The organism is Streptomyces sp. NPDC013455 (assembly GCF_040632975.1).
In the GTDB taxonomy this organism is placed as follows: domain Bacteria; phylum Actinomycetota; class Actinomycetes; order Streptomycetales; family Streptomycetaceae; genus Streptomyces.
The window spans coordinates 22,989-36,864 of sequence record NZ_JBEYCX010000035.1; the positions used below are offsets into that span (position 1 = coordinate 22,989).

The window sequence follows — 13,876 nt, forward strand, 5'->3', positions numbered from 1 at the left end:
AGGCCACACTTGCGGCCGAACGCCGCACATGGGGCGTGGCGGAGGAGGTTCCGATGGCCGTTTCCATCTCTGTGGTGCTGCTGCTGCTGATCCTGGCCGTGATCTTCATGCGCAACGGCGCGCTGAAGGTCTCCCACGCCCTGGTCTGCATGCTGCTCGGCTTCTATCTCGCCAGCACCAGCATGGCGCCCACCATCAGCAGCGGGCTCACCGCGACCGCCGACCTGGTGAGCAGCCTGCGTCCCTGATCAGGCGGTCGAGAAGACGCCGATGCCGTTGGACACCGGGCGTTCGGCGCCGCCGCTCGGGTGGTTGCGCACCGTCACGGCGGCGGCGCCCGTGTCGCGGGTGACCATCTCGGTCGAGCCGCCACCGTCCAGGTTGAACGCGTCGGTGGCCCCCAGCGACCGCATGGTGGCCGCCTCCTCCGCCACGGTCAGGCCGGTGCGGTAGTCCGCGGACCCGTCCAGCGCCAGCAGCAGCAGCTGCCGGCCGCCGCCCTTGACGCCCACGACCGTGCGCACCGCCGACGTCGTGTCGTCCAGGCCGGCCAGCGCGGCGCCGCCGCGCAGCACCGGGAACCCGCCGATCGCGAACGTGTACGGCACCCCGGACGTGGCCGCCACCAGTGTGTGCGTGACGTCCACGGCGTCCCCGGCCGACAGTTTGCGCAGTTGCCGCGCGCCCTCCTCACGGCCCACCAGGACCGTGGTGTCCGCGGCGATCGCACCGCTGCCCGGCGTGTCGGAGACGGAGACCACCCGGCCGCCCCGCACCTTGACCTCGTAGGTGTCGCTGCTGCACGGCGCCGACCGCTGGGTGTCGGTGCCGCAGACGGCACGCATCCGGGAGACGGCGCCCCAGCGCGCGGTGAAGGCGCCGACGGAGCCCACCGGCAGCGCGTACTGGTTGAGGCCCTTCAGCGGCAGCGTCCCCTGCGGTGTGCCGACCGAACCGACGAGGGAGAGGCGGTCGAGCCGGGCCAGCCCGTCCGTGCCCACACCGAACACGTCCTGGGTACTGGTGCCGGGCGGCAGCGCGGGCCCGAACCGCTGGCCCTTCGGCACCGCCGCCTTGAGTACCTGCCCGGCCGCCACGGCCGGCCCCACGGCCGCGCCGGTGACCTCCACGCCCGGGTGCTGTGTCTCGCTGATGTTGAAGAAGTCGCCGTTCACCCCGGCGACGGCGCCGGCCGAGTCCGCGAGGCGCGAGACGGTCGCACGGGCGGCCACCGCGCCCGGATACAGCAGGTCGACGCGGACCTGCGGATTGGCCAGGTCGACCGTGAGCAGGTGGGCGCGGGCGGTTCCCGCGGCCCCGTCGACGTCGAACTGCCGGTAGCTGACGCCCGGCGCGACGTGCCTGCCCGCGGGTGCGGCACCGGCCGGTGCCGCACCCGTCAGGGCCGCACCGGCCAGCACACCCAACGCCGTGACGACCGTGAAAACCGATCTGCCCGCTGCCCCGCGCCTGCGACTTCCGGTCACCGTGTCCCCTGATGTCTCGTCAACTGCCGCTGCCGTCGGGCAGTGCAGCAGACGCGGGCGGCCGGCGGGGCGACTAGGCGCCTACGACGCGGGAACGGGTGAGGAAACGCACCCCCTCGGGTGCCTCCAGGGAGAAGCCGCTGCCCCGTCCGGGTACGACGTCCACGATCAGCCGGGTGTGGCTCCACGCCCGGTACTGGCTCCGCGACATCCAGAACGTGACGGGCTCCGCCACGCCCTCGACCGTCAGCTCGGCGAGCAGCACGTCCGCGTCACCGGTGCGGAACTCGCCGTCGGGGAAGCACATGGGCGCGCTGCCGTCACAGCAGCCGCCGGACTGGTGGAACATCAGCGGGCCGTGCTCGGCGCGCAGGCGGCGGACCAGCTCCGCGGCCCGCGGGGTGAGCTCGACGCGTGGGATCTCCTCTTCCATGGCACCGCCCTGGCAGTCGGGTCGTCGGACCCGGACCAGTCTCACGGCCGGTCACGGCCCGGTCCAGAACGCCGCGTTGCCCGGCGTCCAGGCCACCGGCTCCGGGCAGCAGCCGTCCCGGCTACGGGCATCTACCGGCACCGCCCGTCCCGGCTGCGGGCACCGCCCGTCCCGGCTACCGGCACCGCCCGTCCCGGCTACCGGCACCGGCCGTCCCGGCTTCCGGCGCGGGCTGGGACACTGGGGGCATGAACCGTTCCTTCCCGAGCCCGCCCGAGCCGCGTTTCGTACCCGCCGGTGAGCACCCGCTGTGGGACGAGGCGCTGGCGGTGGTCAACCGGGACCTCGCGGCGACGCTGCCCGAGCAGCGTCCGCTGTGCCTCATCGCGTACCCGGCACAGGAGGGTGAGGACGAACAGGTCTACGTCGCGCTCGCCGACGGCGACGCGCACGGCGGCTCCCTGTGGCCGGCCCGCTCCGCCGACCGTGCGCTGGGGGACGTCGCCGAGGCCGCCCAGGACACCGTCATGGAGTGCCTCTGGCAGGTGTGGCCGGTCTGTACGGTGCACGGGCTCGGGATGCACGTGGCCGAGGAGCTCGGCCGCCCGGCCTGGCGGTGTGCCGGGGGCGGCCGGTCCGGGGACCCGGCGCATGTCCGCGCGGCGATAGGGGAGCTGGACACGGTGCACCGCCCCCACCGCGAGCGCCACCGGGACAGCGCACCGCGCCGGTCCCGCTGAGTCCGCCCCGCCCCGCGGGCCCCGCCGTCCCCGCGCGCGCCACCCCTGTCAGCGTGCGGAGTCGCCTCGCTCCCGGCGGGCGCGGCGGGCACGGCGGGCGCGGCGGGCCTCCGGCAGCAGGGGAAGCAGCGACACCAGGACGACCAGGGCGACCAGTGGCAGCAGATAGTCGTCGACGTGCGGGACGGACGCGCCGAGGGTGTACCCGGCGAGGACCAGCGTCTGGGACCACAGGACGCCTCCCACGGTCTGCCAGAGCGTGAAGGTCCGCGTGGGCACGTCCAGCACGCCGGCCACCGGGTGCAGGACCGACCGCAGGAACGGCACGAACCGGCCGATGACCAGCGCCTTGCCGTAGCCGTAGCGGGCCAGCAGCCGCTCCGCCCGCGCCGCCGCGTCCGCGACCCGGCGCCGGGACGTGCGCGCCAGCAGCGCCCGCCCGCCGTGCCGCCCGATCAGGTACCCCGCCTGACCGCCCGCGACCGCACCGACGGCCGCGCAGAGCAGCACCTGCCACAGGGCCAGCCGGGGCGGCTGCTGGGCGGTGCCCGCGCACAGCACGCCGGCCGGGAAGAGCAGCGTGTCGCCGGGCAGCAGGAAACCGACGACCAGCAGGCTCGACTCGGCGAAGATCACCACCAGGACGCCGAGCGCGCCGAAGGCGGCAAGCACCGAGGCGCTGTCCATCGGGTTCACGGCGATCACCTGCGGCGCCTCCCGGCCTCCTCGCGGAACTGTCCGCTCCCCAGCATCTCCTGCCCGGCGCGCCCGTGCGCGCCGGTCGGCGAATCGTCCTTGCCGGCCGGTAGCCGACGCGGTGGGCCGGCCGTGCTCACGTCCGGCACGCCGGCGCACTCGGTGCCGGCCGTCCGGCCGGAGGAACCGGGACGGCGGTCCGGCTCGTCACGGGTCATGACTGGCCGACACGCGGAGGCGGGCGTGGACCGCGCCCCGGGACGCGTGTGGCGTGAGTGTCGTATTGATCCCGGTGTGGTGCGCGAATCACGGAACACAACTCAAAATCGTGACAATACGCAAAATGGCTCGACTAACGGCACTACGGCCGGAAAACTGTCCTCGACGGGCGTTCCCCAACGCCCTGTTGCCCGCACATGGCGAAGCGTGGGGGACGCCGTGCCATGTGCTTCGGAAACGCAACACCTCATCAGGTCGGGGGCCCGCGGGAGCGCACACCAGGTCAAGGGTGGTCGACGTCGACCGACCCGCGGTTCGCGCTGCCGCAGCAGACCGATCGGTCACGACAAACGGGAGGGACTCATGAGGACATCTGTGCGCCATTGGGTGGCGCGTGCCGGCGGCGTGACGGCCGCCGCGCTGCTGGTGGCCGGGACCACGGCCGGCGCCACGCACGCCACCGAGGAGCAGAGCCGTAACATCCGTATCACCGCGCACTTCGCGGCGACCGTCGCCGAGAATCCGGACACCGTGAACTGCGGCGGGTTCGACGTGACCGCACAGGGAACCGCCGCCGGCGCGCCCCTCGGCGGCAAGGGCACCTGGCAGGACGAGGAGACCGCCTGCACGCGGACCCTCCCCGGCAAGTACGACATCAACGGAACCGCGGTCGTCGTCGACACCGACGGCGACCGGCTCACCCTCGCCTACCACCTCACCGCACCGCTCTCCGAAGACCCCGTCGTGCACCCGTCCGGCACCTTCCAGGTCACGGGCGGCACCGGCGACTACGCCAACGCGACCGGCAGCGGGACGATGAACGCCGTGGTGAACCTGAAGGACACCTCGCACGTCTCCGCGCGGCTGCACGGATCCCTCTCCTAGCCGCAGGGCCGGACGCGGGGTCGTCCGAGCCACGGCCGGCCCGCACCGCACCGCGCGGGAAGGCCGCCCCGGGTGACCCCGCGTCCTGTCGCCTTCACCGCCGCATGCTCCGTGTGCGGCTCCTTGACCCGGTCCTGTCGCCCTCATAGGTTCTGGCGCGGAACGGCAAGTGGGTCTGCAATGTCCGAAGCATCCTTCTGACCGTGCACCTCGAAGGGGCCGCACCATGAAGAGCACGATGCAGGACCGCGAGCTGCTGGTCCGCGACATCCTCGCGCACGGACAACGCGTCTACGCGGACAGCCGGGTGGTGCGATGCGCCGACGGGCCGGCCGCGCGGTCCGCGCAGTCCTTCGCCGACATCGCCGCACAGGCGGAGCGGCTGGCCGCGGCGCTGACCAGGCTGGGCGTACGGCCCGGCGAGCGGGTCGCCACACTGGCCTGGAACACCCCCGAACACCTGGTGGCCTACTTCGCGGTCCCGAGCATGGGCGCCGTGCTGCACACCCTCAACCTGCGGCTCCACCACGACCAGCTGGGCTACATCGTCGAACACGCCGAGGACGCCTTCCTCCTGGTCGACGCGACCCTCCTCGACATGCTCGCACCACTGCGCGACCGGCTGGGCAGCGTTCGCCACGCCGTCGTCATCGGCGACGCGCCACAGGTGGACCTGCCCGCGCACATCACCGTGCACCGCTGGGACGAACTGCTCGCCGCCGAACGCCCCGGCTTCGCCTGGCCCGACCTGGACGAGCGGGAGGCGGCGGCGCTCTGCTACACGACCGGCACCACCGGCAACCCCAAGGGCGTGGCCTACAGCCACCGGTCCATCTTCCTGCACACACTCGGCGTGTCCGCCAGCGCCGGCTTCGCGATGCACGACGGCGACCGGGTCCTGCCGATCGTGCCGATGTTCCACGCCAACGCCTGGGGCTGGCCCTACGCGGCCTGGCTGGCGGGCTCCGACCTCATCATGAACGGGCGGCTGCTGCACACCCCGGACCTGGCGCGCGTCATCAACGAGGAGCGGCCCACCGCCATCGCGGCGATCTGCACGATCTGGAACAGCCTGGTGCACCACGGCGAACGGCACCCGCTGGACCTGAGCGGCGTACGGCTCGCCGGCTGCGGCGGTGCCACCCCGCCGCGCGCCCTGCTCCAGCAGCTCAAGGACCGCTACGGCGTCCGGCTGAAGCAGGGCTGGGGACTGACCGAGACCAGCCCGCTGGCCACCTTCGCGGTCCCGCCGCACGGCACCCCCGACGAGGACGAGGTCGACTGGCTGGCCAAGAGCGGCCGGGTGATGCCCTGCGTCGAGGTCCGGCTGATCGCGGAGGACGGCACCGAGCAGCCGTGGGACGGCACGTCGGTCGGCGAACTGGAGCTGCGCGGACCGTGGGTGACCGGCGCCTACTACAACACCGCCGACGCGCGGGAGAAGTTCCACGACGGCTGGCTGCGCACCGGCGACCTGGGCGTGATCGAGCCCGGCGGCTGGGTGGTGGTCAGCGACCGGCTCAAGGACGGCATCAAGAGCGGCGGCGAGTGGATTTCCACCATCGAGCTGGAGAACGCCATCATCGAGCACCCGGCGGTGCTGGAGGCCGTCGTGGTCGGTGTGCCCGACCCGCGCTGGGAGGAACGGCCGCTCGCCTGCGTGTCGTTGGTGCCGGGCAGCGAGGTCGGCGTGGCCGAGCTCAGGGAGTTCCTGGCCGGGCGGGTGGCCCGCTGGTGGGTGCCGGAGCGGTGGTCGTTCGTGGACGCGGTGCCCAAGACCAGCGTCGGCAAGTACGACAAGCGGTCGGTGCGGGCGATGTACGCGGACGGGACGCTGGACGTCCGTGCCCCGCGCGGGAGCGGCGCGACGACGGACGCACCGGCGCCGCAGGACCGGCGGCCCGAAGGACGGGCCGCGCCCCGGCAGTGAACGGCCGGGCGGCGCCCCGCGGCCGGGGCACCGCCTCGGATCCGCCTCAGGCCGGTGTCCGGCGCTCCGCCTCGGCCAGCAACTCCCGCTGCTGCTCGGGGCTGAGACCCAGCTCCCGCACCAGGCGGAAGGTCAGCAGCAGCCGGGCCTGGAGCACCGTCTCGGGATCCCCGTACTCCGCACCCGATGCCGCCGTCCCGCGCAGGCCCTCGGTGACCAGGCGTTCGAGGAACTCCGGGGTGAACTCCTGCGCGCCGGCCTCCAGCGAGCCCAGCACCCCGGCGACGTAACCGGATATCTCCGACGGGGTCGCGCCCTGCGGGAAACGGCGGCGGACCGCGACCCCGAAGGCGGCGCCCACGGCCTTCCCGTACCGCGGGCCGGCCGGGTCGAGGGCGGCGGACTTCTGCGCGAACCCGATGAAGTCGAACGCCAGCAGGGCGCCCAGCACGTCGAGTTCGGTGGTGGCGGTGGAGCTGGTCATGACGGCTCGCCTTCGGTCGTGGGGGAAGCGGTCGGAGTGCCGCGCCCGGCGTCGACGGCCGCGGCCACGATGCGCTCGGCGTCCCGGCCGACGAACCCGATCAGCGCCGAGCCGCGGGTACGCATCCGGTACAGGCCCAGGTAGTAGCTGCCGGGCAGCGCGCCCACACCCGCGGTGTGCCGGGGCTGTCCCGCCTCGTCCAGCATCGCCGGGTCGAGCCAGCTCCAGTCGGTGTGGTAGCCGGTCGCCCAGATCACCGCGGACGCCTTGACGCGCTCACCGTCCGCGGTCAGCAACTCGGTGCCCTCGGCCGCGGTGATCCGGCCCACGGTCCGGATCCTGCCGTCCGCGACCAGCTCGGGCACCCGGTCGCCGACGATCGGGTCGGGTGCCCGCATGTCCACCGGCAGGCTCATCACACCGATGGCGCTCATCCACCAGAACATGTCCCGGCCGACGACGGTCTGCGGCAGCTGTGGCGAGACCGAGCCGCCGCAACTGAGCACGACGGTGTGGGAGTCGGCCAGTTCCACGGCCACCTGCCGCCCGGAGTTGCCGTCACCGACGATCACCACGGTCCCCGGCGGCACCTGGGCGGGGCCGCGGTAGTCGCCGGTGTGCAGGGACGGCACGTCCGGACTCAGCCCGGCGGCGAACCCGGGTATGCGCGCGGCACCGAACGCACCCGTCGCTATGATCACTTGGCCGGCCCGGCAGTCCCCGTGCGGGGTGCTCAGCAGATAGCCGTCACCGTCCCTGCGCACGGCGAGCACCCGGTGGCCGGGCAGCACCGGAAGGTCGAACCGCTCGGCGTAGTCACGCAGGTACGCCACCACCTCGTCCTTGCCGGGGTAGCGCGCACCATGGCCCGGGAAGGGCAGGCCCGGCAGCGCCGAGAACTGCGCGGACGTGAACAGCCGCAGCGAGTCCCAGCGCCGCCGCCAGCTCTCGCCGACCTCGCTCCCGGCGTCCAGCAGCACACACCCCACGCCGGCCTGCCGCAGGTAGTACCCGGCCGCGAGCCCTGACTGGCCCGCTCCGACAACGGCGACCGGCACGGTGGCCGGCAGCGCGCTCATCGGACGCCTCCCGCGACGGCGTACGGACGACGGCCGGCGGCGGGCCGGGCCGGGCCACCGCCGAACAGGCCGGCCGGCCGCCGGCCGAACCGGTCGACACCGACACCGACACCAGCACCGACACCAGCACCGACACCGGCGTTGATGCCGATGCCGATGCCGATGCCGATGCCGACACCGGCGCCGATGCCGACACGAGCGCCGGCACCGAAGCCGGCGACGCCGCCGCCGGTGCGCACTGGCGTCGCGCACACGCGCGACGGGTGAGCCTGATCAGTTCGCATTGCGCATTCCCTCACTCCCTGGAGCTGGACCCGCCGGACCCGCAGGACCGGCCCGGGGTGGACCGGCCGGGCCGCTCACAGGCGGCCCGGCCGGCCGTGTCAGTCGGCGTCGAGCGCCCGGCGCAGCTCGCCGGCCAGGATGCGCAGCCGCTCACCACGCATCACGGTGTAGTGGTCGCCCGGTACGTCGACGAGCTCGGCGTCGCCGGTGAAGTACGCCATCCAGCGCGCCGCCGTCTCGGCCGACGCGCCGCCGTCCGCGGCCCGCAGCGACAGCACCCGGCCGGCGAAACTGCTGGGCGCGTAGCGCAGCAGGGCACGGTAGTTGTCGCGGAACCGGGTGAGAATCCGGCTCAGCGTATCGACGTCGATGTCCTCCGACAACGCCCCCGCCGCACACGCCTCGGCGTGCAGCACCTGCACCGGCGGACGGCCGTCGAACGCCTCGGGCGGCAGCTCCCAGTCCACTCCGGCCAGGCCCGCCAGGTCCCGGGCGAACCAGGACAGCAGCACCTCCTCGCCGACCGGCGCCCCCTCGGCCGGTCCGGGCGGCACCATAAGGTCCACCACGGCCAGCAGGTCCACCTCGGCGCCGGCCGCGGTGAGCTGGGCGGCCATCTCCAGCGCGATCACCCCGCCCATCGACCAGCCGCCCAGCCGGTACGGGCCGTCGGGCAGCGCCTCGCGCACCGCCTCGACGTAGTGGGCGGCCATCTCCGCGATGCCGGGCAGCTCCGTGTCCGGCAGCTGGAGGGCGTAGAACGGCTGGTCGTCACCGAGGAGTTCGGCGAGCTCCGCGTAGCACAGGACATCGCCGCCGACCGGGTGGACGAAGACCAGCGGGACGCGCGACCCGCCGGTGCGCACCGGCACCAGCGCCCGGCGGCCCTGCTCGCCGCCCCCGCCCTCCCGCACCGCCTGGGCGAGCAGTTCGATGGTCGGCCGGGCGAAGAGGGCCGACAGCGGCAGGCTGCGGCCGAGACCGCGGGCGATCCTGGCCATCAGCCGCACCGCCAGCAGCGAGTCACCGCCGAGTTCGAAGAAGCTGGCGGTCACCCCGATCTCGGAGACACCGAAGAACTCCGCCCAGATCTCCGCGAGCCGGCGTTCCACGTCGTCGCGGGGCGCGACGAAACCGGCTTCGGCGGCGACCTCGTCGGGCGCCGGCAGCGCCGCCCGGTTCACCTTCCCGTTGTCGCTGAGCGGCAGCTCGTCCAGGACGATGACCCGCTGCGGCACCAGATACTGCGGGACCGCCCGGCGCAGCGCCTCGGTGATGTCCGCCTCGGTGTCGGCACGCCCGTCGTCCAGGACGACATAGGCCACCAGCCGCTTCGGGCCGTGCCGTTCACCCGCCGCGACGACCGCGGCGGCCCGCACCCCCGCGCACTGGGTCAGGGCGGCCTCCACCTCGCCCAGCTCGATGCGGTAGCCCTGGACCTTGACCTGGGAGTCCTTGCGGCCGAGGAACTCGATGGTGCCGTCGGGCAGGAAGCGCCCCAGGTCGCCGGTGCGGTAGAGGCGTTCACCGGTGACCGGGTGGTGGAAGAAGGCGGCCCGGGTCTTCTCCTCGTCGTTCAGATAGCCACGGGCCAGACCGACGCCGGCGATGTAGAGGTCGCCGGGCACCCACACCGGGCAGGGGCGCAGCGCACCGTCGAGGACGTGGAAACGCTGGTTGCGCATCGCTGTGCCGTAGGGAATGCTCACCCAGTCCTCGCCGACGTCTCCGATCGGGTGCCAGATCGACCAGATCGAGGCCTCGGTCGCGCCGCCGAGGCTCCACAGCCCGGCCTCCGGCAGCAGCAGCCGGATCCGGCGGGGCAGCGTCACCGGGATCCAGTCCCCGCTCATCATCACCAGCCTGACCGGCAGCCCGGTGAGCCGGTTCGCGAGGGCGTGCTCGGTGAACATCTCCATCAGCGCGGGCACGCTGTTCCAGATGGTCACCCCGTGCTCGGCCACCAGCTCGGCCCAGCGGGCGGGCTCGCGGTGCGCGGACGGCTCGGGCAGGACCAGGGCGCCGCCGACCGACAGCAGCCCGAAGACGTCGTACACCGACAGGTCGAAGTTGAGCGCGGACAGGCCGAGCGCCCGGTCGGCCGCGGTGACGCCGAAGCGCTCGTTGACGTCGACCACCGTGTTCAGCGCCGCCCCGTGCTCGATCATCACGCCCTTGGGCAGCCCGGTGGAACCCGAAGTGAAGATCACGTAGGCGAGGTCGGAGGGCCGGGCGCCGGACGGGCCGAGCGGCCGCTCGTCACCCTCGTCGTCGGACCGCACCACGGTCCTGGACACACCCCGCGGCCAGTCGGCCGTCTCCTCCACCCAGGGCTGGGTGACCACGCGGCTGATGCCGGCGCTGTCCAGCAGCACCCGCAGCCGCTCGGCGGGCACCCTGGCGTCGATCGGCACGTACGCCGCCCCGGCGCGCAGGATGCCGAGGGCCGCCACGACCTGCTCCCAGCCCTTGTCCATGACGATCGCCACGAGGTCGCCGGGACCGGCTCCCTGGGCCCGCAGCCGGTGCCCCACCTGGTTGGACCTGCGGTCGAGAGCGCCGTACGTCAGCGTCAGCGCCCCCGAGATCACCGCGGGCTCCTCCGGCCGCAGTGCGGCCTGGGCGAGGAACCCGTCGTGCAGCAGCCCCTCGGGCACGGGCCCGTCGGTGGCGTTGACCGCGGCCCGTACCTCCAGGTCGGCGGCCGGCACGAGGACGGGCACGGGCCGCTGCCAGGCCCCCGCGTCACGGCACAGCTCGTGCAGCAAGCGCTGGTAGCCGGAGAACATGGCGTCGACGCAGCCCGCCGGGAACAGTTCCTCGATCACGTCCCAGTTCAGGACGAGCTCACCGGCCTCCTCGACCGCCTGGTGGTCCAGCCACACCTGCGGGGTGCGCACCGAGCTGCTCACCTGGCGGCCGTTCTCCCCGATCCCGGCCAGGTACTGCACGACGCCGCGCCGCTCGGTGTCCTGCTGGCCGGTGAAGTTCACCAGGCTGGTGAACACGACCGGCGCGGCCGCCCGCACCGAGCCGCCGTGCGCCCGGTTCAGTTCCCTGAGCACCTGCACCCCGCTGACCTGGCTGTGCTCCAGATCGCTCCAGAGCCGGCGCTGGACGCTGCCCGCGCGGGCGGCGAACGTCTCGGTGGCCGAGTCGCGGATCTCCAGCAGCAGGGTGGTGGAGAAGTTGCCGACGACGTCACCGACCTGCGGGTGCAGGGGCAGGCGGTTGAAGAACAGCAGGTTCAGCGAGAAGTCGGGGGTGGCACTCCACGCCGCGATCACCTGCGAGTACGCCGTGCACAGGGCCGCGGAGGCACTGACCCCGGCCGCCGCCGCGTGCTGCTTGAACCGGCTCCAGTCCTCCTTCGACAGGGTCGCGCCCCGGTGGTTGAACACCGGCCGGTCCAGGGTGGACGGGTCGACCGCCAGCGGCAGCCGGGGCGCGGGCGGCAACGTGTCGAGCCGGTCCCGCCAGTAGGCGAGCGCCCGGTCGTACTCGGGTCCGCTCTCCAGGGCGCGGGCCTGCCGGACGTAGTCCCGGTACCGCAGCCGCAGTTCGGGCAGGGTCTCCCCGCGATAGTGCGCGGCCCACTCCCGGAACAGGATCGACGTGCTGAAACCGTCGATGATCAGCGCGTCGAAGCCCGCGTGCAGCCGGATCACCCGGTCGTCGATCCGCGTCACCCGCACGTCGAACAGCGGCCAGCGGGCGGTGTCGAAGACCTGGCGCCGCATCTCCTCGTAGACGGCGGTCAGCGCCGCCTCGCGCCCGGCCGCGTCCAGCGCGGAGACGTCGCTCTCAGGAATCACGTACGCCGGGACCTCGCGCAGCACGCGCTGCTCTCCCTCGGCGGTGAAGACCGCCCGCAGCATGTCGTGCCGCTCGATCATCGCCCGGAAGGAGGCCCCGAGCCGGTCCAGGTCCACGTTCTCCAGGTCGACCTCGATCTGGAAGTAGGTGGAGGTGTTGCCGAGCTCGAAGATGTCACCGCGGCCGACGAGGTACGCCTGCTGGAGGTCGGTCAGCGCGAACGGCTCGTAGCGCTCGTCGTCGCCACCGAGTACGACGGCTTTTGCGGGGGCCGACGGGACTGCCACGGCGTCCGTCCCCGCGTCCGGCCCCGCGTCCGTCCGGGGGGCGTGCGCTTCGACGGGCGGGGCCGGTGTGTCCGCGCGCCCGGCCGCCACCGTGGCGGGTCCGGTTCCCGCCGTGCCGTGGACCGCCTTCGCCGTGGCGGGCCCGGCCTCCGCCTCCGTTCCGGTGCCGAGGGCGGAGAGGACGTCGTCGGCGATGTCGTCGGCGCTGCGGCCGTTGAGGAACGCCGTCATCGGCAGCATGACCTCGAACTTCCGGTTCAGCGTTGACCGGATCTTCATCGCGATCAGCGAGTCCAGGCCCAGCGCCTGCAGCGGCCGACGGGTGTCGAGCGCGGCCGCCGTGGTGCCCAGAGCCTGGGCGACGGTCCGGGCCACGAGAGCCCGCACCGCCTCGGGCGTCACGGCGGGTGAGTCCTCGCTCCCCGCCACCGGGGCCGGTGGAGCCGCGTCCTGCTGCCGCGCCGCGGAGGTCACCGCGGGCGCGGGCCCGGCCGCGGGTTCCGCGGCCGGCCGCGTCACGGCCGGGGCGAACCGCACCCCGTCGGCCTCCGCGACCACCCGGCCGTCCGCGGCGACGAGCCGGATACGCGCCTGAGCGCCGCCGTCGAACAGTTCCGCGTGACAGCGCAGCCCCTCCTGATGGCCGCCACGCCCGTAGTGGACGAAGCGGTCGAGCCCGACGGGCAGGAGCGCCGGACCGCCCGACGGGAAGCAGGCCAGCGCGGTCTGGAACATCGCGTCGAGCAGACCCGGATGCATCAGATAGGGCTCCGCCTCGCCGGGCAGCGCGGCCCGGATCACGGCCGTGGCCTCACCCCGGCCCACCCTGATCCGCTCCACCCGGCGGGCGGCCGACCCCAGGTACAGCGCACGCTGCCACAGCAGCCGGTACAGCTCGTCGCCGGACAGCTCCCGGCCCGACTCGGCCCGTGCGAGCGTCACCGTCGGGGCGGCCGGTGCGCCGGGCCGGGCCCGGCCCGCGGCGTGCAGCTGCCAGCCACCGGACGCGTCCTGCGCGTAGTAGCGGAACTCCCCGTCGTCCAAGACCAGTTGAGCGGCACGTTCGGTGACCGTGGACGGGTCCGCGCCGACCGGTTCCAGCACCAGGTCGACGGGCAGTTCCAGGTCCTCGACGGACACCGGACCCGGCCCGGCGAGGTCGGTGACCGCCTCGATCACCGACTCCAGGAACACCCCGGCGCCGACCACCGGCCGTCCGCCGACCACGACGTCGCCGAGACAGGGGTGCGCCGCCGGGTCCAGCCGGGCGGAGAACTGCGCCTGTGCGAGCGGGGACGCCAGCCGGACGCCCACCAGGCGCGTCGGCTCCACCGGCCGCGGCGCGCTGCGCGGGGCCACGGTGGGTGTGGGGTCTAGCCAGTAGTGCTGTTTCTGGAAGGGGTAGGTGGGGAGTGGGGTGGTGTGGGGGTGGTAGGGGGCGAGGAGGGTGGGCCAGTTGATGGTGGTGCCGTGGGTCCAGGCGTGGGCGGCGGAGTGGATGAAGTGGTGGAGGGTGCCGTGGTTGCGGTGGAGGG

At 73.7% G+C, this 13,876-nt stretch carries 11 protein-coding genes; 4 read left to right on the forward strand and 7 right to left on the reverse strand.

Features of this window, described 5'->3' with window-relative positions; translation table 11 throughout:
* Positions 1–53: 53 nt before the first annotated feature.
* A complete protein-coding gene (locus ABZ576_RS33130) occupies positions 54–248 on the forward strand; it encodes a hypothetical protein (protein ID WP_360749413.1) in 195 nt (64 codons plus the stop codon).
* Here the strand turns inward: ABZ576_RS33130 and ABZ576_RS33135 are convergent, their stop codons facing one another.
* Both ABZ576_RS33135 and ABZ576_RS33140 read right to left on the reverse strand, forming a co-directional pair.
* Complete coding sequence (locus ABZ576_RS33135; protein WP_360749446.1) at positions 249–1,421, reverse strand: phosphodiester glycosidase family protein; 1,173 nt, start codon at positions 1,419–1,421, stop codon at positions 249–251.
* A 139-nt stretch (positions 1,422–1,560) separates the two neighbouring features.
* Positions 1,561–1,920 carry a DUF779 domain-containing protein gene (locus ABZ576_RS33140; protein WP_360749416.1) on the reverse strand — a complete coding sequence of 120 codons (360 nt, stop codon included), beginning with the start codon at positions 1,918–1,920 and terminating at the stop codon, positions 1,561–1,563.
* Between the two features lie 248 nt (positions 1,921–2,168).
* On the opposite strand from ABZ576_RS33140, the gene ABZ576_RS33145 reads away from it, so the two are divergent.
* Positions 2,169–2,660 (forward strand): hypothetical protein, encoded by a 492-nt coding sequence (locus tag ABZ576_RS33145; protein WP_360749419.1) that lies wholly within the window; start codon positions 2,169–2,171, stop codon positions 2,658–2,660.
* Between the two features lie 48 nt (positions 2,661–2,708).
* Here the strand turns inward: ABZ576_RS33145 and ABZ576_RS33150 are convergent, their stop codons facing one another.
* Positions 2,709–3,365, reverse strand: a complete 657-nt coding sequence (locus ABZ576_RS33150) for a DedA family protein (protein ID WP_360749422.1) — start codon at positions 3,363–3,365, stop codon at positions 2,709–2,711.
* Between the two features lie 573 nt (positions 3,366–3,938).
* On the opposite strand from ABZ576_RS33150, the gene ABZ576_RS33155 reads away from it, so the two are divergent.
* Entirely contained in the window at positions 3,939–4,460 is a 522-nt protein-coding gene (locus ABZ576_RS33155) for a hypothetical protein (RefSeq protein ID WP_360749425.1), read from the forward strand.
* A 226-nt stretch (positions 4,461–4,686) separates the two neighbouring features.
* On the forward strand, positions 4,687–6,390 hold the full coding sequence (locus ABZ576_RS33160; protein WP_360749428.1) for a long-chain fatty acid--CoA ligase: 1,704 nt from the start codon (positions 4,687–4,689) through the stop codon (positions 6,388–6,390).
* Positions 6,391–6,436: 46 nt separating this feature from the next.
* Here ABZ576_RS33160 and ABZ576_RS33165 read toward each other — a convergent pair whose 3' ends face one another.
* The 4 genes from ABZ576_RS33165 to ABZ576_RS33180 form a co-directional block, all read right to left on the reverse strand.
* Complete coding sequence (locus ABZ576_RS33165; protein WP_360749431.1) at positions 6,437–6,874, reverse strand: hypothetical protein; 438 nt, start codon at positions 6,872–6,874, stop codon at positions 6,437–6,439.
* Positions 6,871–7,953: an NAD(P)/FAD-dependent oxidoreductase gene (locus ABZ576_RS33170; protein WP_360749434.1), complete on the reverse strand. Its 1,083-nt coding sequence runs from the start codon at positions 7,951–7,953 to the stop codon at positions 6,871–6,873. Before ABZ576_RS33170 ends, ABZ576_RS33165 begins: the two co-directional genes overlap by 4 nt.
* Positions 7,950–8,207: a hypothetical protein gene (locus ABZ576_RS33175; protein WP_360749437.1), complete on the reverse strand. Its 258-nt coding sequence runs from the start codon at positions 8,205–8,207 to the stop codon at positions 7,950–7,952. Before ABZ576_RS33175 ends, ABZ576_RS33170 begins: the two co-directional genes overlap by 4 nt.
* Before the next feature lie 129 nt (positions 8,208–8,336).
* Positions 8,337–13,876: amino acid adenylation domain-containing protein (locus tag ABZ576_RS33180; RefSeq protein ID WP_360749440.1), on the reverse strand; the 5,540-nt coding region annotated here is incomplete at its 5' end.